We start from the raw sequence: 25,383 nt of genomic DNA on the forward strand, positions 1-25,383 counted from the left end.
GGAGCCACTGGGTGACGAGTACGGACGTGCGCAAGGATGCAGAGGACTCGGGACCCAGCGGCTACGCGGCGGCCCGGCTGCGCCTCCTCACAGAGGGGGCGCGGTCCGGGCCGCCGCGCCGTGCCGCCCTCGCCGAACTGACCGACGACTGGCTGTCCGGGCTGTTCAACGCGGCGGGGGAGGGGCTGCGCGGGGTCTCACTGATCGCCGTCGGCGGCTACGGCCGCGGTGAACTGTCCCCACGCAGCGACCTGGATCTCCTCCTGCTGCACGACGGCAGCGACTCCGGCGCGGTCGCCGCCCTGGCCGACCGCATGTGGTACCCGGTCTGGGACCTCGGCCTCGCCCTCGACCACTCCGTGCGTACGCCGGCCGAGGCCCGCAAGACCGCCGGCGAGGACCTGAAGGTGCAGTTGGGTCTGCTGGACGCCCGGCACCTCGCGGGAGACCTCGGCCTCACCGCCGGATTGCGTACGGCCGTCCTCGCCGACTGGCGCAACCAGGCGCCGAAACGTCTCCCCGAGCTCCAGGAGCTGTGCGCCGAGCGCGCCGAGCGGCAGGGCGAGCTGCAGTACCTCCTGGAACCGGACCTCAAGGAAGCGCGAGGCGGGCTGAGGGACGCCACCGCCCTGCGCGCCGTCGCCGCCTCCTGGCTGGCCGACGCCCCGCGCGAGGGCCTCGACGACGCCCGGCGCCGGCTCCTCGACGTCCGTGACGCCCTGCACCTGACGACCGGGCGCGCGACCGACCGGCTCGCGCTCCAGGAGCAGGACCAGGTCGCCGCCGAGCTCGGTCTGCTCGACGCCGACACGCTGCTGCGGCAGGTGTACGAGGCGGCGCGGGTCATCTCCTACGCCAGTGATGTCACCTGGCGCGAAGTGGGGCGCGTTCTCAGGTCGCGCGCCGTGCGGCCGCGTCTGCGCGCCATGCTCGGGGGTGGCAAGCCGGTCTCCGACCGCTCGCCGCTGGCCGAGGGGGTGGTGGAGCAGGACGGCGAGGTGGTGCTCGCCCGTGCCGCGCGCCCCGAACGCGACCCTGTGCTCCCCCTGCGTGCCGCGGCCGCCGCCGCGCAGGCCGGGCTTCCGCTCTCCCTGCACGCCGTGCGGCGGATGGCTGCCACCGCGCGCCCCCTGCCCTCGCCCTGGCCCGCCGAGGCGCGCGAACAGCTCGTGACCCTGCTCGGTTCCGGCCAGCCCACCATCGACGTGTGGGAGGCGCTGGAGGCGGAGGGCCTGATCACCCGCCTGCTTCCCGACTGGGAGCGGGTGCGCTGCCGGCCGCAGCGCAACGCCGTGCACGTCTGGACCGTCGACCGGCACCTCATCGAGACCGCCGTCCGCGCCTCCGAGTTCACCCGCCGCGTCAGCCGCCCCGACCTGCTGCTGGTCGCCGCACTGCTGCACGACATCGGCAAGGGCTGGCCCGGCGACCACTCGGTGGCCGGCGAGATCATCGCCAAGGACGTGGCCGCCCGGATCGGCTTCGACCGCGCGGAAGTGGCGGTGCTCGCCACGCTCGTACGCCATCATCTGCTGCTCATCGACACCGCCACCCGGCGTGACCTGGAGGACCCGGCCACCGTGCGCTCGGTCGCCGAGGCGGTCGGCTCGCAGAGCACCCTGGAACTGCTGCACGCGCTGACCGAGGCGGACGCGCTGGCCACCGGACCGGCCGCCTGGTCGTCCTGGCGGGGCTCGCTCGTCGCCGACCTGGTCAAGCGGGTCCACGCGGTCCTGTCCGGGGACCTCGCGGACGAGCCCGAGTCCGCCGCGCCGACCGCCGAGCAGGAGCGGCTCGCGATCGAGGCGGTCGCCACCGGCGGCCCGGTGCTCGCCCTGCGTGCGCAGACCGAGCCGCCGACGACCGAGGAGCAGCCGGTCGGAGATCCCGAGCCCCTCGGCGTGGAACTGCTCATCGCCGTACCCGACCAGACGGGCGTGCTGCCCGCGGTGGCCGGCGTCCTCGCCATGCACCGCCTGACGGTCCGCACCGCCGAGCTGCGCGCCCTGGACCTGCCCGACGGCGTCGAGGGCTCCGTCCTGCTGCTGAACTGGCGGGTCGCCGCCGAGTACGGCTCGCTGCCCCAGGCCGCCCGGCTCCGCGCCGATCTCGTACGCGCTCTCGACGGCTCCCTCGACATCACGGGCCGCCTCGCCGAACGCGACGCCGCCTATCCGCGTCGCCGGGGAGTCGTGGCGCCGCCGCCCCGGGTCACCGTCCACCCGGCGGCCTCCCGCCTGGCCACGGTCATCGAGGTCCGCGCCCAGGACGTACCCGGCCTGCTGCACCGCATCGGGCACGCGCTGGAGGAGGCGGGCGTGCGGATGCGCAGCGCGCACGTGAGCACGCTCGGGGCCAACGCGGTCGATGCTTTCTATGTGACCGGGCCGGAGGGGGCGCCGCTGCCGAACGACGAGGCGGCCTCCGTGGTGCGGAAACTGGAGGAGACGCTGCGGGGGTGACCCCGAGGCGTCCGACACACCGTCCCCGCGGAAGCGGGGTGCCGTCCCCGCCCGCCGTGTGCAGCGGGCGGGGACGATTGTCTTGCGGGGCCGGATACCCTGGAAGACGCTCACACTGCCCCCGACTCCGAGGACCGACGCCGCCGTGTTCGATACTCTCTCCGATCGCCTTTCAGCGACCTTCAAGAACTTGCGCGGCAAGGGGCGCTTGAGCGAAGCGGACATCGACGCCACGGCGCGCGAGATCCGCATCGCCCTCCTCGAAGCGGACGTCGCCCTGCCCGTCGTGCGGACGTTCATCAAGAACGTCAAGGAACGCGCGCTCGGGGCCGAGGTCTCGCGGGCGCTGAACCCCGCCCAGCAGGTCCTGAAGATCGTGAACGAGGAACTCGTCACGATCCTCGGCGGCGAGACCCGCCGTCTGCGCTTCGCCAAGCAGCCGCCGACCGTGATCATGCTGGCGGGTCTGCAGGGTGCCGGTAAGACCACCCTCGCGGGCAAGCTCGGCCGCTGGCTGAAGGAGCAGGGCCACTCGCCCATCCTGGTCGCCGCCGACCTCCAGCGCCCCAACGCCGTCAACCAGCTCAGCGTGGTCGCCGAGCGCGCCGGCGTGGCCGTCTTCGCCCCGGAGCCGGGCAACGGCGTCGGCGATCCGGTCAAGGTCGCCAAGGACTCCATCGAGCACGCGAAGACCAAGGTCCACGACATCGTGATCGTGGACACCGCCGGCCGCCTCGGTATCGACGCCGAGATGATGCAGCAGGCGGCGGACATCCGGGACGCGGTCTCGCCGGACGAGATCCTCTTCGTCGTCGACGCGATGATCGGCCAGGACGCGGTCAACACCGCCGAGTCCTTCCGTGACGGCGTCGGCTTCGACGGCGTGGTGCTGTCCAAGCTCGACGGTGACGCCCGCGGTGGTGCGGCGCTGTCGATCGCCTCGGTCACCGGCAAGCCGATCATGTTCGCGTCGAACGGCGAGAAGCTCGACGACTTCGACGCCTTCCACCCTGACCGGATGGCCTCCCGCATCCTCGACATGGGTGACCTGCTCACCCTGATCGAGCAGGCGGAGAAGACGTTCAGCCAGGAAGAGGCCCAGCAGATGGCCTCCAAGCTGGCGTCCAAGAAGGGCCAGGACTTCACCCTGGATGACTTCCTGGCCCAGATGGAGCAGGTCCGGAAGATGGGCAGCATCTCCAAGCTGCTCGGCATGCTTCCGGGCATGGGCCAGATCAAGGACCAGATCAACAACCTCGACGAGCGCGACGTCGACCGCACGGCCGCCATCATCAAGTCGATGACCCCGGCCGAGCGCCAGGAGCCGACGATCATCAACGGCTCGCGCCGCGCCCGTATCGCCAAGGGTTCCGGCGTCGACGTCAGCGCGGTCAAGGGCCTGGTCGAGCGGTTCTTCGAGGCCCGCAAGATGATGTCCCGCATGGCCCAGGGCGGCGGTATGCCCGGCATGCCGGGGGTCCCGGGCATGGGCGGCGGCCCCGGCCGCTCCAAGAAGCAGCCGAAGAAGGCCAAGGGCAAGCAGCGCTCCGGCAACCCGATGAAGCGCAAGCAGCAGGAGCAGGAGGAGGCCGCCCGCCGCGCCGCCGCGGCCCAGGGCGGGGGCGCGTTCGGCGTGCCGGGCCAGCAGGCTCCGCAGGACTTCGAGCTGCCGGACGAGTTCAAGAAGTTCATGGGCTGACAGCTGTTGCACGCGGCTCAGCGCTGAGCCTGTCTGTACGTCGCTGGGGGCGCCCTTCCTTTCACGGAGGGGCGCCCCCCAGTGCGTTCCCGCAGGTACTGACGAGCCCTGGCGTATCGAGGGCACCGTTCCTGAGCAGTGAGCGGGAGTGAGTCCGCGCACTGGCACGCCCCGAACGGTCGTGGGCGTCCTGGTCCCCGGCGTACTCGACCCCGAGGCGGCGACACGCATCCGTGCGGGGCCCCTGCTCCACCAGCGTGATCGGGCCAAACCGACCTGAGCGCACCCGCGTCACCGCGGAGCCCGTGGTCCGGCAGCGCAGCTTTCCGGCCAACCTGCTGATCTCGCCGGCCCTGATGCTGCGGGCATGGGCGGCGCGGGCGGCATGCTCGGCCGGAAGCAGCCGCCCAAGCCGGTGGAGCTGGAGTCGGGGCAGAAGCGCATGACGTTCGAGGACGTGGCGGGCATCGACGAGGTCGAGGGCGAGCTCAGCGACGTCGTCGACTTCCTGAAGAACCCGGACCCCTACCGGAAGACGGGCGCCAAGATGCCCAGGGGCGTGCTGCCGGCCGGTCCGCCCGGCACCGGAAAGACCCTCCTCGCACGTGCGGTGGCCGGCGAGGCGGGGGGTGCCCTTCTTCTCGGCGTCCGCCTCCGAGTTCATCGAGGTGATCGTGGGCGTGGGCGCCTCCCGCGTGCTGAACTGTTCGCCGAGGCACGCAAGGTGGCCCCGTCGATCATCTTCATCGACGAGACCGACACCATCGGCCGGGCCCGCGGCGGCGGCTCCGGCATGGGCGGCCACGGGCCGGCGCCGGGCTGAACGCGCCTGCTGAAGGAAGCCGACGTCTGAAAGAAGCCGACGTCTGAAAGAAGCCGACGTCTGAAAGAAGCCGACGTCTGGAGGAAACCGACGTCTAGGGGACACGCGCTATCAGGTACCGGAACACGTTCGGCATCCACACCGTGCCGTCCCGGCGCTGATGCGGATGCAGGGCCTCCGCCAGCTCCTTGTCGACCTGGACCCGGTCCGTCGCGGAGATCGCCGCGTCGAAGAGGCCTGTCGACAGCAGTCCGCGCACCGCGCTGTCGACGTCCGCGTACCCGAAGGGGCAGGCGACCCGGCCGGAGCCGTCCGGCTTGAGGCCGGCCCGCTGGGCGACCTCCTCCAGGTCGTCACGGAGAGCGGGGCGCCAACTGCCCGTACTGCGCAACGGATCCGCCAGCTTGGTGGCCACCCGCAGCACGGACGACGTGGCGCACCGCTCCGGCGGGCCCCAGCCGGCCAGCACCACGGGCGCCCCCCGCGCGGCAAGCGGCACCGCCGAGGCGAGCAGCTCCCCGAGCCCCTCCGAGTCGCCCGCGAGACACCCGATGGGCTCGAAGGCGGTCACCACGGTGTACGCGGGAGTGTCCGCGTCGGCCGCTTCCCCGGGTAAACCCTCGACGAGCCGGGTGCCGGCACGCGCGCGCGTGCCCCCCGCCTGCGGCAGCAGCCGCTCCCGCGCGAGGGCCAGCCGTTGGGGGGAGGAGTCGTCGACACCGGTCACCGCGGCACCTCTGGAGGCCGCCATCAGCAGGGCGAGCCCGGAGCCGCAGTCGAGGCCCAGCAGTCGCGAGGCGGGGCCGACTTCCAGTCGCTCGTAGACGGCCTCGTAGAGCGGCACCAGCATCCGCTCCTGGATCTCGGACCAGTCACGCGCGCGTGCACCGAGGTCCACACGGGGTGGCTCTCCCGTATGGGACAGGTGCTGCCGCACGAGCGTAGGTGTCATAGGTAAGCGCCCCAATCTGCCGAGAGTTGCCGCCGTGCCCGATTCCGTAGCCCCCGTGACATGCGCTCGCACTCCCCCCGTATGCCAGGTAACTCCGCACTCGACCGCGCGTCCAGGGGTTGTCCGGCCCTGCTTGTGGGTTCGCTGTGCGAGTGGCGAGAATTCACATACCGGCAATCTGGGCCCGTACGATCGCGCCCATGGCAAAGGCACCCGTTCTCACGCCCCGCGCGGACGACTTCCCGCGCTGGTACCAGGATCTGATCAACAAGGCCGAGCTGGCCGACAACGGGCCGGTGCGCGGCACCATGGTGATCCGACCGTACGGGTACGGGCTGTGGGAGCGGATGCAGGCGGAGATGGACGCCCGCATCAAGGAGACGGGTACCCAGAACGCGTACTTCCCGCTGCTGATCCCGCAGTCGTACCTGACGCGCGAGGCGGACCACGTCGAGGGGTTCGCGCCGGAGCTGGCCGTGGTGACGCACGGCGGCGGCAAGGAGCTGGAGGAGCCGGCGGTCGTCCGCCCCACCTCCGAGATGATCATCAACGACTACTTCTCGAAGTGGGTGCAGAGCTACCGTGACCTGCCCCTGCTGATCAACCAGTGGGCCAACGTGGTCCGTTGGGAGCTCCGGCCCCGCTTGTTCCTGCGCACGACCGAGTTCCTGTGGCAGGAGGGCCACACCGCGCACGCCACGTTCGAGGACGCGCGCGACTTCGCCTCCCACATCCATCGCGAGGTCTACGAGGACTTCATGACGAACGTCCTCGCGATGGACGTCGTCCCCGGCCGCAAGACCGTCAAGGAACGGTTCGCCGGCGCCATCAACACCCTCACGCTCGAAGGCATGATGGGCGACGGCAAGGCGCTCCAGATGGCCACCAGCCACGAGCTGGGCCAGAACTTCGCCAAGGCCTTCAACACCTCGTACCTGTCCAAGGACGGCACGCAGGAACTCGTCTGGCAGACCTCCTGGGGCTCGACCACCCGCATGATCGGCGCCCTGGTGATGATGCACGGCGACGACAACGGCCTCCGGGTCCCGCCGCGCCTGGCCCAGATCCAGGCCGTCGTCCTCGCCATCAAGGGCGACGAGGCGGTTCTGGCCAAGGTCCGTGAGCTCGGCGACCGGCTGAAGGCGGCGGGCGTACGCGTCCAGGTCGACGACCGGGTGGACACCCCCTTCGGCCGCCGCGCCGTCGACTGGGAGCTGAAGGGCGTGCCCGTACGGATCGAGATCGGGCCCCGTGACCTGGAGAACGGCACCGCGATGCTGGCCCGCCGCATCCCGGGCGGCAAGGAGCCGGTCGCCCTGGATTCCCTCGTCGGCAGCCTCCCAGCGATCCTCGAAGAGGACCAGGCGCTGCTCCTGAAGCAGTCCCGCGAGCGCCGCGAGTCCCGTACGTCGGAGGTGTCGACGATCGAGGAGGCCGTCGAGGCCGCCGTCGCCGGCGGCTGGGCGCGCATCCCCTGGGCGACCCTCGGCGAAGAGGGCGAGGCCAAGCTGGCCGACCACTCGGTGACCGTACGGTGTCTGGTCACCGAGGACGGGTCGGTGCCGGAGGACGGTGACGCGCCGGGTAACGTCGCGATCGTCGCGCGCGCTTACTAAGTAGCGCCCTTCCGGCGGGAGAGCGACCGAAACGCCTCTTGCGCAACTGCGGATCACAGGTGCCCCGGCGTGCGGACATCGTCTACGTGCCGGGGCGTACGTCAGACTACGCACCAGCTTGTTACGAGCTGTGAGGCTTATCCGCAGATCAGCGCACCCGCCCTCGTCAGGACGCATCAGCGGCAACTGACGGGTACGTGCAAATTATTTGGGATGCCCCGGAATCGGAACACAGGGGCACTCTGGCTCGTTGTCATTACGTGAGCACGACACAGACACCACCTGTTCTCGCCGCAGAGCTGGCAGAGGCGTGGGCCGACATTCAGCGGTACCACCCCGAGCTGCCCGATCTTGCCGCGCCAGAGTCCCTGATCGGGGAGTCGTCGTCCGCGTGCGGTCACGAGCTCTCCTTCGAGCGACTGCTTCACGAGGCAGTCCATGGCATCGCCGCCTCGCGCGGCATCCGCGACACGTCCCGTGCCGGCCGCTACCACAACCGCAGATTCCTCGCGATCGCCGAGGAGCTGGGCCTGGACCACCCCGAGGAGCCGCACCCGAGCAGCGGTTTCTCCCTGGTCACGCTCACCCCCGAGGCGAAGCGCCGTTACCGCCCGACCATCGAGCGCCTCCAGCGCGCCCTCAAGGCGCACTCGGTGGCCACCGCCGCCGACACGTCCCGCACCTTCCGCGGCCCGGCCGCCCGCCACGGCTCCTCCGGTGGCGGCGTCCGGGTCAAGGCGGTCTGCGACTGCGGCCGCAACGTCCGGGTCGTCCCGTCGGTGCTGGCCCAGGCGCCGATCGTGTGCGGGGGGTGCGGGAAGCCGTTCCGTATCCCGGAGGTCGTGGGCGCGGCGGCGAGCTGACTGCCACACCGGCATCTCGTGGGTGCCGGACGAGCGGGCGGCATGGGCGCGGGGCGCCGTTGCGGTCGTACGCAGCGGCACCTCGCGGCGCGCCGGGTGTCTCTCAGGCGTGCCTCGGTGCACCCGCGGTCCAACGCGAGCCGCAGGGTATGGCACAATGGCTAGCTGTACTCGACAGCCGCACAGGAACCCTCTCGCCTCCGGCTGACGCGTCCATCGGGCACTCGGGTACCGCAACCCCACGCGGCCATCTCGCCGTGCCCAACCACGTCAAATCCAGGAGAACCCACTCCCGTGGCAGTCAAGATCAAGCTGAAGCGTCTGGGCAAGATCCGTTCGCCTCACTACCGCATCGTCGTCGCCGACTCCCGTACCCGTCGTGACGGTCGTGCGATCGAGGAGATCGGCCTGTACCACCCGGTGCAGAACCCCTCGCGCATGGAGGTCGACGCCGAGCGCGTGGCCTACTGGCTCTCCGTCGGCGCCCAGCCGACCGAGCCCGTGCTCGCCATCCTGAAGAAGACCGGCGACTGGCAGAAGTTCAAGGGCGAGCCCGCCCCGGCTCCGCTGCTCCAGCCGGCCGAGAAGGCCGCTCGTCCGCTGTTCGAGGCTCTCGGCGGCGACGACGAGGGCAAGGGTGAGGCCATCACCCAGAAGAAGAAGGCTGAGAAGAAGGACGACGCCCCGGCCGAGTCCGCGTCGACCGAGGCCTGAGCATGCTCGAGGAGGCTCTCGAGCACCTCGTGAAGGGCATCGTCGACAACCCTGACGATGTGCAGGTCGCCTCGCGCAACCTGCGTCGCGGGCGGGTGCTGGAGGTCCGGGTCCACCCCGACGACCTCGGCAAGGTGATCGGCCGCAACGGCCGTACCGCACGCGCCCTGCGCACCGTCGTGGGTGCCATCGGCGGCCGCGGTGTCCGCGTCGACCTTGTCGACGTCGACCACGTCCGCTGACGCCAAAAGCAGCACCGGCTCGGGCCGGGGAGGGCCACTGGGCCGTCCCCGGCCCGTAGTCGTTACGGGTCGTTACGACAGGAGATCTTCGAAAAGTGCAGCTCGTAGTCGCACGGATCGGCCGTGCCCACGGCATCAAGGGCGAGGTCACCGTCGAGGTCCGTACAGACGAGCCCGAACTGCGGCTCGCACCCGGCGCCGTACTGGCGACCGACCCCGCCTCGGCGGGTCCGCTCACCATCGAGACCGGCCGCGTCCACAGCGGCCGGCTCCTGCTGCGCTTCGAGGGCGTCCGCGACCGCAACGCTGCCGAGGCCCTGCGCAACATCCTCCTGATCGCCGAGATCGACCCGGAAGTACTGCCCGAGGACGAGGACGAGTTCTACGACCACCAGCTGATCGACCTCGACGTGGTCACCGAGGACGGCATGGAGGTCGGCCGGATCACCGAGATCTCCCACCTGCCCTCGCAGGACCTCTTCATCGTCGAGCGCCCCGACGGGAGCGAGGTGATGATCCCCTTCGTCGAGGAGATCGTCACCGAGATCGACCTGGAGGAGCAGCGGGCGGTCATCGCCCCGCCGCCGGGTCTGATCGACGACCAGGCGGAGATCGCGTCCTCCAGGGAAGACAGCGCATGAGGCTCGACGTCGTCACGATCTTCCCGGAGTACCTGGACCCCCTGAACGTCTCCCTCGTGGGCAAGGCACGCGCGCGTGGACAGCTGAACGTCCATGTGCACGACCTGCGCTCCTGGACGTACGACCGGCACAACACCGTCGACGACACCCCGTACGGCGGCGGCCCGGGGATGGTGATGAAGACCGGCCCGTGGGGGGCCGCGCTGGATTCCGTCCTCGCCGACGGCTACGAGACGGGCTCCCACGCGCCCGCACTGATCGTCCCCACCCCCAGCGGCAGCCCCTTCACCCAGGAACTCGCCGTCGAGCTCTCAGAGCGCCCCTGGCTGATCTTCACGCCGGCTCGTTACGAGGGCATCGACCGCCGGGTCATCGACGAGTACGCGACCCGGATACCCGTCTACGAGGTCTCCATCGGCGACTACGTCCTCGCCGGCGGCGAGGCGGCCGTACTCGTCATCACCGAGGCCGTGGCGCGGCTGTTGCCGGGTGTCCTGGGCAACGCCGAGTCGCACCAGGACGACTCCTTCGCGCCCGGGGCCATGGCCAACCTCCTGGAGGGCCCCGTCTACACCAAGCCGCCCCGGTGGCGCGACCGCGGGATCCCGGACGTGCTGCTCAGCGGCCACCACGGCAAGATCGCCCGCTGGCGCCGGGACGAGGCCCTGAAGCGTACGGCGGCCAACCGGCCCGACCTCATCGAGCGCTGCGATCCCAAGGTCTTCGACAAGAAAGACCGCGAGATGCTCTCCATCCTTGGCTGGGCGCCGGACCCCGACGGGGAGCCGTACGGCCGATTTTGGCGCAGGCCGGAGGGCGTGGAAGAATAGGTCGCTGTTGTGCGTCGTCCGGCGTGCGCCCCTGCCACAGGGGGACACGACGCCCGCCCCGACCCGTACGGCTCCATCCAGAAACCTAGTTTCCGTTGATGACCTGTGGCATCAGCGAGGAAAGCAGACGAAATGTCTCACCTGCTCGACTCCGTCGACTCCGCGTCGCTGCGCAGCGACGTCCCGGCCTTCCGCCCGGGTGACACCGTCAACGTCCACGTCCGCGTCATCGAGGGCAACCGCTCCCGTGTGCAGCAGTTCAAGGGCGTAGTCATCCGTCGCCAGGGTGCCGGGGTCCGCGAGACCTTCACGGTTCGCAAGGTCTCCTTCTCCGTCGGCGTCGAGCGCACCTTCCCGGTGCACACTCCGATCGTCGAGAAGATCGAGCTCGTCACCCGCGGTGACGTGCGTCGCGCCAAGCTTTACTACCTGCGCGAGCTGCGCGGTAAGGCCGCGAAGATCAAGGAGAAGCGCGACAACTGATCGCGCGCGGGGTCCCACAGAAGGGCCGGATAGCATCTGGCCCCGATGGACACCGAAGCACAGCAGACGGAGCGCGACCGCTCCTCCCGCCCTTCCGATGCCGAGGAGATCTCGGACACAGGGGGACCGGAGGACCGGTCGCGTTTCGTGTTGGTGTCGCGGGCCGTCGAGTGGCTACCCGGCGGGCGGATCACCCTCACCCTGCTGTTCTGTCTGTTGTTCCTGCTGCTGCTCAGCAACTTCGTACTGCAGCCCTTCCAGATTCCCAGCGGATCCATGGAAAGCGGATTGAGGATCGGGGACCGCGTTCTCGTAAATAAGTTGGCGTACCGTTTCGGTGCCGAGCCGCAGCGCGGCGATGTCGTCGTGTTCGACGGAACCGGGTATTTCGGGGACGGGGACTACGTCAAGCGCGTTGTGGGGGTAGGAGGAGACCACGTGGTCTGCTGCGACAAGGAGGGGAAGATCGAGGTGAACGGCCGGTCGGTCGACGAGTCGACGTTCCTGTACCCCGGTGACAGCCCCTCCACGGTGTCCTTCGACGTCCAGGTGCCCGCGGGCACCCTCTTCGTCCTCGGCGACCACCGCAGCGACTCCAGCGACTCCCGCGACCACCTGGGCTCACCGGGCGGCGGCATGATCCCCGTAGACGTCGTCATCGGACGGGCCGACTGGATCCTCTGGCCCGCCGGCCACTTCACCCGCCTGCACCGCCCGGGTGCCTACGCGCGCGTGCCCGCCCCGGAGGCGAGCGAGTCGAAGCAAGCGGACGGCGCCCATGGGTAACCGCGGCAAACCGCGCGGTGCGCCCGAGAGCGCGGCCGACAACCTGCTGCCCACCGGCTCCCGACGCTCCTCCGGCTCGGCCGGCGGCGGTCGTACCCGCGCCGAGCGGCGCAAGCTCCAGCGCAAGGTCAAGCGGCGTCGCAGGCGTGGCGCGGTCAAGGAGATTCCCCTCCTCGTCGGCGTCGCCGTCCTCATAGCCCTCGTTCTGAAGACCTTCCTCGTCCAGGCGTTCGTCATCCCGTCCGGCTCCATGGAGCAGACGATCCAGATCGGCGACCGGGTCCTGGTCGACAAGTTCACCCCGTGGTTCGGCTCCAAGCCCGCGCGCGGGGACGTGGTCGTGTTCAAGGACCCCGGAGGCTGGCTGCAGGACGAGCAGACCACCACGAAGAAGGACGACCCCATCGTCGTCAAGCAGGTCAAGGAGGGGCTCACCTTCATCGGCCTGCTGCCGTCCGACGACGAGAAGGACCTCATCAAGCGGGTCGTCGGCGTCGGCGGCGACCGCGTCAAGTGCTGTGACACGCAAGGGCGAGTCACCGTCAACGGCGTTCCCCTGACGGAGGAATACCTGTATCCCGGGAACACCCCGTCCACGACGGCGTTCGACATCACCGTCCCGCAGGGGCGGCTGTGGGTGATGGGTGACCACCGGGCCAACTCCGCGGACTCCCGCGCGCACCAGGACACGGACTACGGCGGCACGGTCTCCGAGGACTCGGTGGTGGGACGGGCCATGGTCATCGCCTGGCCCTTCGGCCACTGGACCACGCTCGAGGAGCCGAAAACCTATGCTTCCGTGTCCGACTCGGGGTCCGGGTCGACCGCGGCTCCCCAGCTGTCGCTTAGGGTTGCACCCGACGATCCGAACGCATCGATCCAACTCCCGAGCCCTGCGGAACTCCCGCTCGTTATGGGAGTGGTAGGCCTGCGCCGAACTTGGGGCAGGCAGCGGCACAGAGTAAGGAGTTGGCGTGGGGGATGTGGCGGTTGGCGCACGGTCCGGGCACGACGGCGAGGAGCACCGCGGGCGCCCCGTGGAATCAGCCGTCCCGGCCGCGAACAGCGCCGTGACCTCCGGGAGTGACTCCGGGGCGACCGAGGACGACACGAGGACCGAGGAGATCAGGACGGACGACCAAGGGTCGGGTGGCTCGGCCCCCAAGGCGAAGAAGCAGCGCTCCTTCTGGAAGGAGCTGCCCATTCTGATCGGCATCGCGCTGGTACTCGCGCTGCTGATCAAGACGTTCCTGGTGCAGGCCTTCTCGATCCCCTCAGACTCGATGCAGAACACCCTGCAGGTGGGTGACCGCGTTCTGGTCGACAAGCTCACCCCGTGGTTCGGGTCCGAGCCCGAGCGCGGTGAGGTCGTCGTCTTCCACGACCCGGACAACTGGCTGGCGGGCGAGCCGACGACGGACCCGAACGCGGTGCAGACGTTCCTCAGCTGGATCGGCCTGATGCCGTCCGCCGAGGAGAAGGACCTCATCAAGCGGGTCGTCGGCGTCGGCGGCGACACCGTCTCGTGCTCGGGCACCGGCCCGCTGAAGGTCAACGGCAAGGCGCTCGACGAGGCCGCGTACGTCTATCCCGGCAACACCCCGTGCAGCCAGGACGACCAGGGCGGCCAGTTCACGGTGAAGGTGCCCAAGGGTTCCATCTGGGTCATGGGCGACCACCGGCAGAACTCGCGCGACTCGCGCTACAACCAGAACGACAAGAACCACGGCATGGTCCCGGTGAGCGAGGTCGTCGGCCGCGCCATCGTGAAGGCCTGGCCTATCAACCGCTGGGGCACCCTGCCGGTCCCCGACACCTTCGACCAGTCCGGCCTGAACACCCAGTCGTCGGGGTCCGCAGCCCTGACGGTCGCGCCGGACGCGCTCGCCCTCGTCGGTGTGGTGCCGGTGGCGCTGTGGCGCCGTCGGAAGATCGCCGTCGCCGAGACCCGCTGAGGTCAAGCCTCGACAAACCCTCGTACAGCTTGTGACCTTGGTCGGGGCCGAAGGGCTGACCGGGTCAGGTACCGCCGGGTAGGGTGCGGACCCATGGGTGGCGAGAGCACGACGCGTACGGCCCCGCGCAGCGGCGGCACGGACACAGGCCCGGTGGGCAGCCGGACCGGACAGCGACTGTCCGGACTGGCTGTCGCACTGGGCCTTGTGCTGTTCCTCGGAGGCTTCGCCTGGGGCGCGGTGGTCTACCGCCCGTACACCGTGCCCACCGGCTCGATGACGCCGACGATCGACGCCGGCGACCGGGTCCTGGCCCAGCGCGTCGACGGCGGCGAGATACGCCGCGGCGACGTCGTCGTCTTCACGGACAAGACCTGGGTGACCAACGCCCCCGTGGTCAAGCGGGTGGTCGCGATCGGCGGCGACACCGTCGCCTGCTGCACCAAGGGCAAGCTGACCGTCAACGGCAAGCAGGTCGACGAACCGTATCTGCCCGAGGGAAGCACGGCCGAGATCACGGGCTTTCCGACCGTGACGGTGCCGGAGGGCCGGCTGTTCCTGCTCGGCGACGAGCGAGCGGGCTCCCTGGACTCCACGGCCCACCTCACCGACGCGGCGAGCGGCACGGTGTCGCGGAGCGCGGTGACGGCCCGGGTGGACGCCGTCGTCTGGCCCATGAACGGCATGCTGGAGCGGCCGACCGGCTTCGAGGCGCTCGGCGCGCTGTCCTCGCCGGGCCCGCTCCGCACGATCGGCGCGCTGATCGTCGGCGGGGCCGTCCTCGTCCTCGGCGGTGGCGCGTACGGCCCGGTCGCCAAGCTGCTCGGCAGGCGGACCCGCTCCCGGACGCGGACGGAGCCCGCCGGTGCCCGCTGAGGCGACGGACGCGGGCCGGGACTCGTACGAGGGCGGTCTGCGCAAAGTGGCCCGGGTCGTGCTGCTCGATCCCGAAGACCGCATCCTTCTGCTGCACGGCCACGAGCCGGACGATCCGGCCGACGACTGGTGGTTCACGCCCGGCGGCGGCCTGGAGGGCGACGAGACTCGTGAAGAGGCCGCGCTCAGGGAACTCGCCGAGGAGACCGGCATCACCGAGGTCGAGCTCGGCCCGGTGCTGTGGCGGCGGACCTGCTCATTCCCGTTCGCCGGCCGCCGCTGGGACCAGGACGAGTGGTACTACCTGGCCCGGACGACCGGTACGCCTGAGGTAGTGCCCGCGGCGATGGGGCTGACCGAGCTGGAGCGGCGCAGTGTCGCCGGAGCGCGCTGGTGGACGTGTCGGGAACTGACCCGGGCACATGAGACGGTGTATCCGACCAGACTCGCCGAGCTGCTGCGAAGGCTGCTCGACGAAGGTCCCCCGGCCGGGCCCGTGACCCTGGACACCGAAATCGTCTAGGGGCTCGCGGGGCTGGCGCACAATGGTGGGATCGCACGGCTGAAGGGGAACATGCCATGAGCGCCGAGGACCTCGAGAAGTACGAGACCGAGATGGAGCTGAAGCTCTACCGGGAGTACCGCGATGTCGTCGGTCTGTTCAAATACGTGATCGAGACCGAGCGGCGTTTCTACCTGACCAACGACTACGAGATGCAGGTGCACTCGGTCCAGGGTGAGGTGTTCTTCGAGGTGTCCATGGCGGATGCCTGGGTGTGGGACATGTACCGGCCGGCACGGTTCGTGAAGCAGGTACGGGTGCTCACGTTCAAGGACGTGAACATCGAGGAGCTGAACAAGAACGACCTGGAGATGCCCGGCGGGTGAGGGGCTGGCCGAGGTTCCCCGTCGGGGTGACGGGGTTTTCCACAACCGGTGAGTAGTCCACCAAGATCAACTTGGTCGGCCTGTTTGCGCGACGGTTGGCGCCGGAGGTGGTGCCGACATGAACAACCAACAGGCACGCAGTGCACTCGGCAGGTATGGCGAGGCGCTGGCCGCGCGGCGGCTGGTGGCGGCCGGTATGACGGTCCTGGAGCGCAACTGGCGCTGCGGGAGGACCGGAGAGATCGACATCGTGGCGCGGGACGGCGACGTCCTGGTGGTCTGCGAGGTCAAGACGCGGCGGGCCGGGCTCTTCGAGCATCCGATGGCCGCGGTGAGCCCCGACAAGGCGGAGCGCCTGCGAGGCCTCGCCGAACGCTGGATCCACGCCCATGGAGGGGCACCGCCGGGAGGCGTGCGCATCGACCTGGTGGGGATCGTCCTGCCCAGCCGCGGCGCCCCCGTGGTCGAGCATGTGCGAGGGGTGGCCTGAGATGGGTTTCGCACGTACGTGCTCCGTGGCGCTGGTGGGCGTCGAGGGCGTGGTGGTCGAGGTCCAGGCCGACCTGGAGCCCGGGGTCGCGGCGTTCACTCTGGTGGGCCTCCCGGACAAGAGCCTGACGGAGAGCCGGGACCGGGTCCGGGCGGCGGTGGTCAATTCGGGCGCCTCGTGGCCCCAGAAGAAGCTGACCGTGGGGCTGAGTCCGGCGTCGGTCCCGAAGAGTGGCAGCGGGTTCGACCTGGCTGTTGCGGCGGCGGTGCTGGGGGCGGCCGAGCGGATCGATCCGCGGGTGCTTGCCGACATCGTGATGATCGGAGAGGTGGGCCTCGACGGCCGGGTGCGGCCGGTGCGGGGCATCCTCCCGGCCGTGCTGGCCGCGGCGGACGCAGGCTATGAGCAGGTGGTGGTGCCGGAGTGCGCCGCCGCCGAGGCCTCCCTGGTGCCCGGTGTGTCGGTGCTGGGGGTACGCAGCCTGCGGCAGCTGATCGCGGTCCTCGCGGACGAGCCCGTGCCGGACGAGGAACCGGACGACGCGGGCCGCCCCGACCCGCTCCTCGCCGGCCTGCGGGTGCCGGGCACCGGCGCGGCCACCGGAATGCACGGCGTGGGTGCCGCACAGCTCGACCACGGCCATGACCTCGCCGACGTCGTGGGCCAGACCTCGGCGCGCACGGCCGTGGAGGTCGCCGCGGCGGGCGGACATCACCTGTTCCTGGAGGGGCCGCCGGGCGCCGGGAAGACGATGCTCGCGGAGCGGCTGCCCGCCATCCTGCCGCCGCTCGACCGCCAGGACTCGCTGGAGGTCACGGCGGTGCACTCGGTGGCGGGCCTGCTGCCGCCGGGCAAGCCCCTGATCGCCGTCGCCCCCTACTGCGCCCCGCACCATTCGGCGACGATGCAGGCGCTGGTCGGCGGGGGCCCCGGCGTCGCCCGGCCCGGCGCGGTCTCCCTCTCGCACCGAGGTGTTCTCTTCCTGGATGAAACCCCCGAATTCAGCAGTCGAGCCCTGGACGCCCTTCGGCAGCCCCTGGAGGCCGGGCATGTCGTGATCGCACGCAGCGCGGGCGTGGTGCGCTTCCCGGCGAAGTTCCTGATGGTCGCCTGTTATGCGTTGGTGGACGGTGTCCGAAGGAGGCCGGGGCGCTACCGGGGCCGAGGGGCCGCCACGGGAAAACGTTGACGTGACCGCAATGAAATAACTATTGTTGCGGTTGGGGCAACGATTGACTGGAGGTCGGCATGGTGCGTCTGGGTGGTGTGAGCGAGGTGGCTGAACTGCTCGGCGTTAGTCGGCAGCGGCTGGGGATCTTGAGGAATGGCGGCAGCTTCCCGGATCCGGTGGCGGATCTTGCGGTCGGGCCGATCTGGGACCTCGACGAGATAGCTGCGTGGATGAGTTCAGGGCTCCGGCGGACTTCTGCGGGCCGGCCGTCTGCCGCGGAGTCGCAGAGACTCCTTGGCGATCGTTTCGGACTTGAGGATCGGATCGGTACCGGCGGCTTCGCCGATGTCTTCCGAGCCCTCGACCGCAAGACGGGCGATCTCGTCGCGGTGAAGGTGCTCCGGGATGTCGATAACATCGACACCGAAGAGGTGCACCGTTTCAAGCGGGAGCTGCGGTTCCAAACCGGCCTGGCCCACCAAAACGTGATCCCTGTGCTTGCGCAGGGGGATTGCAGCGGTCGTGACGAGATCTGGTACGCGATGCCCCTCGCGACCGGCAGCCTCTTGGACGTCATCGCCGAATTCAAGGACAATCCGGCCGCGATCGCCGATGTGATGCGTCAGCTCTGCGCGGGTCTGACCTACGTACACAAGACCGGGATCCTCCATCGTGACCTGAAGCCTGCCAACATCCTCCGGACTGCCGGTGGAGGGTGGGCGATCAGCGACTTCGGCCTCGCCCGCGAGAGCGAGCTGATGAGCCAAGCCCTTACTTCTACCCTCCGGCAGGGCCTCGGAACGGGTGTCTACGCCGCGCCTGAACAACTGATGCGTCCGAAGGATGCTGACGCCCGGGCGGATGTGTTCTCGCTGGGGAAGATCCTCCAGCATCTACTCACCGGTGAACTGCCCATCTCCGACGACTCGCTCAAGAACGGGCCCCTCCGCCCGGTGATCCTTCGCGCGACCGCCCGGCACGACAAGCGGTATGAGACACCGGCGAAGTTCATGGATGCGATCGAGCGCGCTCTCGAAGCCGACAAGATCACTTGGCGGTCACCGGAGGACGTCGCCAACACCTTTATGGCCAGGATGCAGACCCCCGGGGTCGACGCCATCGCTGTCGAGGAATTCGTGAGTTGGGCTCAGCGTGTCGATCCAAAAGACGATGTGGCCCAGGGCGAGGTCCAGCGAGTGCTGACGGGCATGACGGCTGAGACCATCGTCTTCGCCTGGCAGAACAACAGCCCTGGCTTCCTCGTCGTCTACGAGAACTTTTGTTCCTACGTCAACCACCGTGACTTCCCGTTCGCCTACTGCGACGTGCTAGCCGACTTCTGTCGACGGACGGTTCAGACGACCAACGACAACGAGATCCTGCGGCTTACCGTTCGCACGCTGCCTGAACTCGGCCGTTCACACAACCGCTGGCACGTCCAGGACGTACTCGCCAACATCCTGCAGCCCATCCGCGACGCGGAGACCGCCCTCGTGGCCCTCGAAGCCCTCCAGGCTGCTGAAATTGACAACGTGACCTGGGCCATCAACGACTTCGTCCAGCGCTCGCTGCACCCTCTCCTCAACGAGGGCATCAAGACCATCAAGGCACGCGGCCTCAACCTCCTGGCCTCCTAATAGAGAGGCTCTCGAGCACTATGTCGTGGTGGACAGTGTCCACTCGTGCCGAACATCGTTCTGCTCCATGTGAAGCAGGAACAACTCAAGTGGCGCATGGGAGTGACACGGCGCAGGCGTCGACTTCCTCGTGAACCTCGGCCCCTCCTGCAGGAACTGCTGGAATCCTGCGACACGGCGGTGATGGCTGCTTGGCTGGACGCCGAGGGGATCGATGAGAACACGCCGTTCCTGATCGCGCCCGACGCCACATACGACGCCCAGATGAACGGCCACTGGATCTCGGCGCGGATGGCCGGCGCATCCCGACACACCAAGTGGGGCTCTGCGCGCGAGATGCGTACGTTCTGCGACTTCCTCTGGAACCACCGACCTTCTGTCCCGGCAGGGGCAGAAGGGACAGGTTACGGGGCAATCATGCGGCCTCGCAGCTGGCGGGACGCCACGGTCCGGGACCGGGAGGTCTACGAGTTCTGGCGGTGCGACGACCCCAGGGGATCGAGGCTCGTCGGCTCGTCCTGGAACCACGCGGTGACGATGGCCGACGGCTTCTACAAGTGGGCCTGCAACCCCCTACGCAAGTACGCGGACGAGAACCCCATCGAGCAACGCCCCAGCCGGCGACGGCAGGGCGAATCGGGTCGGAGTAGCAGCAAGGGCGGGGAGACGGCGGCGAACAAGCGGCCGAACGCCCGCCGCAAGAAGGTCGTCTGGCTGACTCCGGAGCAATACCGCACCTGGCGGGACACCGGGATCCGCGGCTACTTACCGACAGGGGTGAAGGACCCGGCGTTCAGGGGAAAGCTCACGGCCCGAAATGCCGCCTACAGCGATCTGATGGTCCGCACCGGGTTACGGCTGGAGGAGCAGTCAGCCCTGACCTTGTTCGAGCTGCCTGACCACGACGGGTTGAGCGCCTACTACCGGTTCTGGCTGCCGGAGGAGATCGCCAAGGGCGGCTCCTGCCGCGACATCTACATTCCCGACGGCGGCCTGCGGTCGATCGTCGACTACGTCGAGATCGACCGGGCCGACGCGGTGGCCCGAGCCCAGGCCGCAGGCCTCTACGAGGCGGTCGAGGACAAGCTGATCGTGGAGCCGGGGTCCGACCGGGTCCGCATAGGCGATGAGTGGCACCAGGTCGCGGACTTGGACGCGGAGGAGAGACTGCGGCTGTTCACCAGTACCGAGCACGGCCTGGAGCCGGCCGCCCTCTGGCTCGCAGAGGACGGCATGCCGCTGACGCTGCACACGTGGAAGTGGGTGTTCCGGGAGGCCAGCCGCCGCTGCCGCCGACTCGGGGTGAAGATCCACTGTCATCCGCATGCCCTGCGGCACAGTTTCGCCGTTGTGACTTTGGAACAGCTCCAGCGAGCCCATTTGGAGTCGCTGGCACAGATGGAGGCCGCTCAGCGTCGCCATTACCGGATGATCTGGGGCGACCCGCTGGACTGGGTCCGCATCAGACTCGGCCACGCCAGCTTGGAGACCACACAGCAATACCTCCACACCCTGCGCGAACTGGAGATGCAGACGCGTCTGCTGTTGGTTCCCGACCTCTGGGAGCACCCCGACCGGCGATACCTGGCGGAGATGGCAAAGGCGGTGGAAGCCGAGGAATGCCGCACCCTCGAGGACGCCTGGAACGAGGACAGCTTCCTGGCAGAGGAGTGGGCATGAACAACGGCCCGGACACTGTGACGCTGCCCGTGCCCAGGACGGCGCCCGGCCGCGGCACCGTTCAACCGGAAGACATCTACGAGCCGCCCCTGGCTGTCGAGGCTCCGTCCGACGCCGCGATCGTCGTCCACTTCACGGGCAAGGACGATCGCACGGCAATGTTCTCTTTCGAGGGACTTCCCCTGCCCGAACTCCACGAGGACCTGGCCCGCGCCTTCGCGGCACGCTTCGGGAAGAACCAGCTCAACACCGTCGCCAGCGCCTACGGGCAGTGGAATGTCATCCAGAGGCTGGTGCGGTTCCTGGGCGCCCTGCCCCGCCCGCCGCGGAGCCTGTCCCGTCTCACAGGCGCGCAACTCAAGCGCTACCGGATGCACGTTCAGGCGGGCATGAACGACCTGACGCTGTTCGCGCACTTCAAGCTGGTGCACGCCTTGCTGCGGAAGGTCCCTGCCGATCGGCTGCGGCCCGAGGTCCTGGACGCGATCTGGCAGGCCGCGAGGATCGACAAGCGCAAGATTCGGAGCAAGCCCGGCTACGACGACGCGACCTTCCACAAGATCGTGACCGCGGCACGTAGCTCGGTCGTCGACATTTACCAGCGCATCCGCGAGGGCGAGAGGCTGCTGGCCCGCTTCGAGGGCGATCCCACCCAGCTGACGGGGGTGGAACTCGACCGCGGGGTGGAACTGTCCGAGATAGCCCGCACCGGCCGCATCCCGCACGTTCCGGGGGCCAGAGGGAACTGGCGGTCGACGAACCTGCCCGACCCCGCGGCCCGGCTGCGGACCGCGCGGCAGCTGTTCCTCACCCACGACGACATTGTCCCGCTGGTCGTGTTCGGGGTCGCCGTTACCGGACGCAACGCGGAAACGATCAAAGAACTCCCCGTCGAGCATCGTCTCCTCGACGGTCAGGCCGTCGCCCTGGAGATCGTCAAGCGCCGGCGCGGAGCCGATCGCTGGTTCGAGGAGGTGACCTGGGACGTCGGCCGCCAGAGCGAACGGCTGAAGACCGCAGGCGGCTACTACCTGTTCTGCGAACGGCTGGCCCGCCGTGGCCGACAGTTCAGCCGGTCAGCACTGATCTGGTCGGTCTGGACGAACGGGAAGATGAACGGCAAGGACGCCACCAGCGGCCACAAGAACCCCTTCGACATCCGGCTCAGCTTCACCTCCACGTTGACCGGTTGGGTGAAGACACAGCCTGAACTGTGCGACCTTCCGGACTTCGTCCTGGATCTGAACCGGCTCAAGACCACGCTGGACCGGGTCAACACGCGGGCCGCGGGCGGACACCTGCCGTCCTCGATCCGGTCGAACACGCAGGACGTCCTCTTCCGCAACTACCTCGCCGGCGACCCGGACGTCCAGGACTGGGCCGAGGACGTGATCACCGAAGCGTTGGAGGACACCGAGGACGCTGCCCGCACGGCCTACCGGCGGACCCGCAAGGCTACCGGTGAGCTGAAGGTCCTCACCGGCCCGGTTGACGAAGCCCGTGATGTGGCCACCGCCGGTATCGGCTTGGACGCGGACACGGCCCGCGAGGTCCTCGACGGCGAGAGGGACACACCATTCGCGGCCTGCACCAAGACCACCGACGACTGCCGCGACTCGTTCCTGACCTGCTTCGCCTGCCGCAACGCGGTCGCCACAGCCAGTCACCTGCCCGCCCAGCTCGCCCTCCTCGACGAACTCGCCGCCCTCTGGGAGGGCACCGACCGTGGGACATGGTGGCGCCGGTTCGGACAGGCCTGGCTGGCGATCAACGAGGACATCCTTCCCCGGTTCACTCCGCAGGAGCGGGCCGCCGCCGAGGCCGCCAAACCTGCAGACCGGGTCCTTCCGCTCCTCGACGGCCCCAGCGAGGAGGACACCGCATGGGTCTGATTCACCATCCTCTGCCCGACACACCCGCCAGCCCGGACGCCCTCGTCCTAGGACGCCGCCGCCTTCGCAGTGGCGTCCGCCGCAGCGACACCTCGCGCCTCCGCGATGACGTCTGGCGACTGTCACCGGCGCTGCACCAGCGCCAGCAATCTGCCCTGATCTTGAACTTCCTGGCCATCCCGGTCCGCTTCCGCCCCACAGTCAAACTGCTGTTCTATGCCCTGCTGAACACCAAGCCCCCGGCCGGGCAACAGCGGCTCGAGATGGTGACGATCCACGGCTACTTCCAGGCCTTCAAGGAGTTCCTCGACTGGCTGGACTCCCGGCCCTACGGCCGCTTCAACTCCCTCACCCCCGACGACCTCCGGCAGTTCCAGAGGCACCTGCAGGCCACGGTCTCCTCGGCCGGCCAGCGGGCCAACCACCGCCGCTCCGTCCGCCTGCTCTGGACTTGGCGCGAACACCTCGCAGACGATCACCTCGCCCTCGACCCGGAGCGGCTGGAGGACGACTGGCACGAGGGAAAGTCCCGCGTCCGCAAACGGGAGAATGCCAACCCCCGCATCCCCGAGCAAGTCGTCAGTCCCCTGGTGATCTGGTCGCTCAGGTTCGTCGACGACTTCGCCGACGACATCCTCGCCGCCCAGGACGAATGGCTCGCCCTGCAGAAGAAGACCCGCCGCGATTCGCAGACTGGCCAGGGCGCCCGGCGCCGGCTCGCTGCCCTCATGCGCCGATATCGGGAAGAACGGCGGCCGCTGCCCGGCGGCACCGGCGGACAGCACGGGATCAATATTCGCCACCTGGCCCGCGAGGTCGACTGCGACCGGCAGACCCTGATGGCACCCGCATCCTGGGAGTTGATCGAACAAGCTCGCCGCGACGTCGGCGTCGACGACTCCACCTACCTGCGGACCGAGATCCGCGGTCTGCTCGACGGCGAGTCCTGGCTGAGGAGGATCTCCTACGACGAGGACCTGGCCGTCCTCGTACGCATCCTGACCGCGGCCTCCTATACCCTCGTCGCATATCTCTCTGGCATGAGAGACAGCGAGGTAAAGCACCTTCGCCGCGGTTGCCTGACCATCGCCGCGGACCGCACTGGCAAGATCACCCGCAGCAAGATCACCAGCATGGCCTTCAAGGGCGAGGGCACCCCGCTGGGAGTCGAGGCCACCTGGGTCGTCGGCCGCCCCGTCGCCCGGGCCGTCGAAGTTCTCGAACGGCTCCAACCCAAGCGACAGCGCTGGCTGTTTGCGATCCCTCCCAGCTCCCACACCCACAACAAGCCCCGCAGCACAGGGGCGAAGACGACCAAGGCCACCAACAACGACCTCAATCTGCTGGTCACCTGGATCAACGACTACTGCCGCCGGCACGGCCGCACCGACCATGTCCCCGACGTCAGCAAACGTCCCTGGCGGCTGAGTACGGCCCAGTTCCGCAGGACTCTGGCCTGGTTCATCGGTCGCCGCCCCGGCGGCAGCATCGCCGGCGCCATCCAATATCGCCATCTCAGCGTCCAGATGTTCGAGGGATACGCAGGCACCTCCAAGGCAGGATTCCGGGCCGAAGCCCAGCAGGAGGCCCTCCTCGCCCGCGGCGAAGGACTTTCCCTGATGGTCGACCGCCACGAGCACGAACGCCTCCGCGGCCCCTCTGCCGACGAAGCCCGCGTCCGCCTGGACAGGTTCGGCGACCGCGTCCGCTTCCTCGGAAAGACGCCCGACGACGGCCAGATGAGAAAGCTCATGGAACGGAACGACCCCCAGATCTATCCCGGCCGGTTCGTCACCTGCACCGACAACGCCAACCGTCGCCTTTGCCGCCTGCCGGGCGAGGCCGACACGACCCCGGACCCCGGCCAGTGCAAGCCCCTGGCCTGCCGCAACGTTGCCCTGACCGACTCCAACATCCAGGCATGGCTCCAGCGTCTAGCCGAACAGGACGCACGGCTCCGTGCCGCAGATGCGCTGGCGCCCCGGGTCCGCGTCCGCCTCGAAGAGGACAGCGCTGAAATCCGGGGCTTCCTCGCCCGCGTCGGCGCTCTCGAACCCGGGGAAGCCTCGGCATGAGGAAACACACGCTGACCACCGAGACCGTCCAGGAAGCCGTCGAGGAACTCTTGGCCCAGGCCGCAGAGGCAGGGAAGGCCGCCACCGTCACTGCTCTCGCGAACAGGCTCGGCGTCAAACGCCAGACTCTCTACCGAGACTTTGACGCTGCCGTCACCGACTTCCTTTCACAGGACGCCGTACGGCGCACCCGCCAACCACGACCACCAAAGGACCCGGCTAGCGACCGCGAGACGGTCGCCCGACTCCGCAGGGAGAAGGACGAACTTACCCGCCACCTGCACATCTACGAAGACCACATTCGCCGTCTGACCATCGAGAATGCGAAACTGACCGCTGAGGTCGAACGGCTCACAGCAGTGCCCCGACTGAGCGCGTTCCGCGCATCCCAAGATCAGTAGCACGCAGCCGTCTGGGTGTCGGCAGCGATCTTCTCAAGGTCACACCAGCAGGAACTCGAGCCGGCGCTGGCGCTTCATCCACGCCCCTGCACTGCCGATCCGCTGGCCGCCCGTCTCGCCACGGGCAGCCGCTTTGCTGCCAGGCGAAGGTAGTGGGAAGAGCCCACAAGCTCCTGATCAGCTCGCAGAGCCCGCTCTGACCACCCT

23 protein-coding genes and 1 pseudogene are annotated in these 25,383 nt (G+C 69.1%); 23 read left to right on the forward strand and 1 reads right to left on the reverse strand.

What is annotated here, in order from left to right; all coding sequences use genetic code 11:
* Positions 1-11 precede the first annotated feature (11 nt).
* The 3 genes from ADK57_RS04350 to ADK57_RS04360 all read left to right on the forward strand — a co-directional run bounded on the left by ADK57_RS04350 (position 12) and on the right by ADK57_RS04360 (position 4,984).
* Complete coding sequence (locus ADK57_RS04350; RefSeq protein ID WP_053747991.1) at positions 12-2,462, forward strand: [protein-PII] uridylyltransferase; 2,451 nt, start codon at positions 12-14, stop codon at positions 2,460-2,462.
* Positions 2,463-2,607: 145 nt separating this feature from the next.
* On the forward strand, positions 2,608-4,161 hold the full coding sequence (ffh, locus tag ADK57_RS04355) for a signal recognition particle protein (protein WP_053747992.1): 1,554 nt from the start codon (positions 2,608-2,610) through the stop codon (positions 4,159-4,161).
* 367 nt (positions 4,162-4,528) lie between these two features.
* Complete coding sequence (locus ADK57_RS04360) at positions 4,529-4,984, forward strand: AAA family ATPase (RefSeq protein WP_053747993.1); 456 nt, start codon at positions 4,529-4,531, stop codon at positions 4,982-4,984.
* 94 nt (positions 4,985-5,078) lie between these two features.
* Here ADK57_RS04360 and ADK57_RS04365 read toward each other — a convergent pair whose 3' ends face one another.
* On the reverse strand, positions 5,079-5,936 hold the full coding sequence (locus tag ADK57_RS04365; RefSeq protein WP_053747994.1) for a class I SAM-dependent methyltransferase: 858 nt from the start codon (positions 5,934-5,936) through the stop codon (positions 5,079-5,081).
* A 200-nt stretch (positions 5,937-6,136) separates the two neighbouring features.
* Between ADK57_RS04365 and proS the strand changes: the two genes are divergently transcribed.
* From proS to ADK57_RS04465, 20 genes and pseudogenes are all read left to right on the forward strand, one after another.
* The gene (proS, locus tag ADK57_RS04370; RefSeq protein WP_053747995.1) at positions 6,137-7,552 is read left to right on the forward strand and encodes a proline--tRNA ligase; all 1,416 of its coding nucleotides are present in this window, start codon (positions 6,137-6,139) and stop codon (positions 7,550-7,552) included.
* A gap of 260 nt (positions 7,553-7,812) precedes the next feature.
* A complete protein-coding gene (locus ADK57_RS04375) occupies positions 7,813-8,415 on the forward strand; it encodes a hypothetical protein (protein ID WP_053747996.1) in 603 nt (200 codons plus the stop codon).
* Positions 8,416-8,709: 294 nt separating this feature from the next.
* The gene (rpsP, locus tag ADK57_RS04380; protein WP_053747997.1) at positions 8,710-9,129 is read left to right on the forward strand and encodes a 30S ribosomal protein S16; all 420 of its coding nucleotides are present in this window, start codon (positions 8,710-8,712) and stop codon (positions 9,127-9,129) included.
* A gap of 2 nt (positions 9,130-9,131) precedes the next feature.
* Positions 9,132-9,371 carry an RNA-binding protein gene (locus tag ADK57_RS04385; RefSeq protein ID WP_003973401.1) on the forward strand — a complete coding sequence of 80 codons (240 nt, stop codon included), beginning with the start codon at positions 9,132-9,134 and terminating at the stop codon, positions 9,369-9,371.
* A gap of 95 nt (positions 9,372-9,466) precedes the next feature.
* Entirely contained in the window at positions 9,467-10,012 is a 546-nt protein-coding gene (rimM, locus tag ADK57_RS04390) for a ribosome maturation factor RimM (RefSeq protein ID WP_053747998.1), read from the forward strand.
* Positions 10,009-10,842 (forward strand): tRNA (guanosine(37)-N1)-methyltransferase TrmD, encoded by an 834-nt coding sequence (gene trmD, locus ADK57_RS04395; RefSeq protein WP_053747999.1) that lies wholly within the window; start codon positions 10,009-10,011, stop codon positions 10,840-10,842. The genes rimM and trmD overlap by 4 nt, the downstream gene beginning before the upstream one ends.
* A 132-nt stretch (positions 10,843-10,974) precedes the next feature.
* Positions 10,975-11,325, forward strand: a complete 351-nt coding sequence (rplS, locus tag ADK57_RS04400) for a 50S ribosomal protein L19 (RefSeq protein WP_030041016.1) — start codon at positions 10,975-10,977, stop codon at positions 11,323-11,325.
* A gap of 45 nt (positions 11,326-11,370) precedes the next feature.
* The gene (gene lepB, locus ADK57_RS04405) at positions 11,371-12,111 is read left to right on the forward strand and encodes a signal peptidase I (protein WP_053748000.1); all 741 of its coding nucleotides are present in this window, start codon (positions 11,371-11,373) and stop codon (positions 12,109-12,111) included.
* Complete coding sequence (lepB, locus tag ADK57_RS04410) at positions 12,104-13,198, forward strand: signal peptidase I (protein ID WP_053748001.1); 1,095 nt, start codon at positions 12,104-12,106, stop codon at positions 13,196-13,198. The genes lepB (ADK57_RS04405) and lepB (ADK57_RS04410) overlap by 8 nt, the downstream gene beginning before the upstream one ends.
* Positions 13,086-14,066 carry a signal peptidase I gene (gene lepB, locus ADK57_RS04415; protein ID WP_078972941.1) on the forward strand — a complete coding sequence of 327 codons (981 nt, stop codon included), beginning with the start codon at positions 13,086-13,088 and terminating at the stop codon, positions 14,064-14,066. Before lepB (ADK57_RS04410) ends, lepB (ADK57_RS04415) begins: the two co-directional genes overlap by 113 nt.
* A 93-nt stretch (positions 14,067-14,159) precedes the next feature.
* Positions 14,160-14,942: a signal peptidase I gene (gene lepB / locus ADK57_RS04420; protein ID WP_053748002.1), complete on the forward strand. Its 783-nt coding sequence runs from the start codon at positions 14,160-14,162 to the stop codon at positions 14,940-14,942.
* Positions 14,932-15,465 carry an NUDIX hydrolase gene (locus ADK57_RS04425; RefSeq protein WP_053748003.1) on the forward strand — a complete coding sequence of 178 codons (534 nt, stop codon included), beginning with the start codon at positions 14,932-14,934 and terminating at the stop codon, positions 15,463-15,465. Before lepB (ADK57_RS04420) ends, ADK57_RS04425 begins: the two co-directional genes overlap by 11 nt.
* A 56-nt stretch (positions 15,466-15,521) precedes the next feature.
* Positions 15,522-15,830: a DUF2469 domain-containing protein gene (locus ADK57_RS04430; protein ID WP_030667243.1), complete on the forward strand. Its 309-nt coding sequence runs from the start codon at positions 15,522-15,524 to the stop codon at positions 15,828-15,830.
* A 118-nt stretch (positions 15,831-15,948) separates the two neighbouring features.
* A complete protein-coding gene (locus ADK57_RS04435; RefSeq protein ID WP_053748004.1) occupies positions 15,949-16,320 on the forward strand; it encodes a YraN family protein in 372 nt (123 codons plus the stop codon).
* Position 16,321: 1 nt separating this feature from the next.
* Positions 16,322-17,428, forward strand: a pseudogene (locus ADK57_RS04440) (YifB family Mg chelatase-like AAA ATPase); the annotation flags it as partial.
* A 140-nt stretch (positions 17,429-17,568) separates the two neighbouring features.
* A complete protein-coding gene (locus ADK57_RS04445) occupies positions 17,569-19,128 on the forward strand; it encodes a serine/threonine-protein kinase (protein ID WP_199830473.1) in 1,560 nt (519 codons plus the stop codon).
* A 417-nt stretch (positions 19,129-19,545) separates the two neighbouring features.
* Entirely contained in the window at positions 19,546-20,808 is a 1,263-nt protein-coding gene (locus ADK57_RS04450; RefSeq protein WP_159050008.1) for a site-specific integrase, read from the forward strand.
* Positions 20,805-22,700, forward strand: a complete 1,896-nt coding sequence (locus ADK57_RS48765) for a hypothetical protein (protein ID WP_053748006.1) — start codon at positions 20,805-20,807, stop codon at positions 22,698-22,700. The genes ADK57_RS04450 and ADK57_RS48765 overlap by 4 nt, the downstream gene beginning before the upstream one ends.
* Positions 22,691-24,775: a phage integrase N-terminal SAM-like domain-containing protein gene (locus ADK57_RS04460; protein WP_053748007.1), complete on the forward strand. Its 2,085-nt coding sequence runs from the start codon at positions 22,691-22,693 to the stop codon at positions 24,773-24,775. The genes ADK57_RS48765 and ADK57_RS04460 overlap by 10 nt, the downstream gene beginning before the upstream one ends.
* Positions 24,772-25,176: a hypothetical protein gene (locus ADK57_RS04465; RefSeq protein ID WP_053748008.1), complete on the forward strand. Its 405-nt coding sequence runs from the start codon at positions 24,772-24,774 to the stop codon at positions 25,174-25,176. The genes ADK57_RS04460 and ADK57_RS04465 overlap by 4 nt, the downstream gene beginning before the upstream one ends.
* Positions 25,177-25,383 lie beyond the last annotated feature (207 nt).

Origin of the sequence: Streptomyces sp. MMG1533 (assembly GCF_001279775.1) — a bacterium.
Lineage (GTDB): Bacteria > Actinomycetota > Actinomycetes > Streptomycetales > Streptomycetaceae > Streptomyces.

Excerpts from the sequence above, each read along its gene's own strand:
- trmD (WP_053747999.1), top strand. The coding sequence starts at position 10,009 with ATGAGGCTCGACGTCGTCACGATCTTCCCGGAGTACCTGGACCCCCTG.
- lepB (WP_053748002.1), top strand. The coding sequence starts at position 14,160 with ATGGGTGGCGAGAGCACGACGCGTACGGCCCCGCGCAGCGGCGGCACG.
- ADK57_RS04450 (WP_159050008.1), top strand. The coding sequence starts at position 19,546 with ATGCGGCCTCGCAGCTGGCGGGACGCCACGGTCCGGGACCGGGAGGTC.
- proS (WP_053747995.1), top strand. The coding sequence starts at position 6,137 with ATGGCAAAGGCACCCGTTCTCACGCCCCGCGCGGACGACTTCCCGCGC.
- lepB (WP_053748000.1), top strand. The coding sequence starts at position 11,371 with ATGGACACCGAAGCACAGCAGACGGAGCGCGACCGCTCCTCCCGCCCT.
- ADK57_RS04460 (WP_053748007.1), top strand. The coding sequence starts at position 22,691 with ATGGGTCTGATTCACCATCCTCTGCCCGACACACCCGCCAGCCCGGAC.
- ADK57_RS04435 (WP_053748004.1), top strand. The coding sequence starts at position 15,949 with ATGAACAACCAACAGGCACGCAGTGCACTCGGCAGGTATGGCGAGGCG.
- ADK57_RS04365 (WP_053747994.1), bottom strand. The coding sequence starts at position 5,936 with ATGACACCTACGCTCGTGCGGCAGCACCTGTCCCATACGGGAGAGCCA.
- ADK57_RS48765 (WP_053748006.1), top strand. The coding sequence starts at position 20,805 with ATGAACAACGGCCCGGACACTGTGACGCTGCCCGTGCCCAGGACGGCG.
- ADK57_RS04430 (WP_030667243.1), top strand. The coding sequence starts at position 15,522 with ATGAGCGCCGAGGACCTCGAGAAGTACGAGACCGAGATGGAGCTGAAG.
- ADK57_RS04360 (WP_053747993.1), top strand. The coding sequence starts at position 4,529 with ATGGGCGGCGCGGGCGGCATGCTCGGCCGGAAGCAGCCGCCCAAGCCG.
- ADK57_RS04465 (WP_053748008.1), top strand. The coding sequence starts at position 24,772 with ATGAGGAAACACACGCTGACCACCGAGACCGTCCAGGAAGCCGTCGAG.
- rplS (WP_030041016.1), top strand. The coding sequence starts at position 10,975 with ATGTCTCACCTGCTCGACTCCGTCGACTCCGCGTCGCTGCGCAGCGAC.
- ADK57_RS04445 (WP_199830473.1), top strand. The coding sequence starts at position 17,569 with ATGGTGCGTCTGGGTGGTGTGAGCGAGGTGGCTGAACTGCTCGGCGTT.
- ADK57_RS04385 (WP_003973401.1), top strand. The coding sequence starts at position 9,132 with ATGCTCGAGGAGGCTCTCGAGCACCTCGTGAAGGGCATCGTCGACAAC.
- lepB (WP_053748001.1), top strand. The coding sequence starts at position 12,104 with ATGGGTAACCGCGGCAAACCGCGCGGTGCGCCCGAGAGCGCGGCCGAC.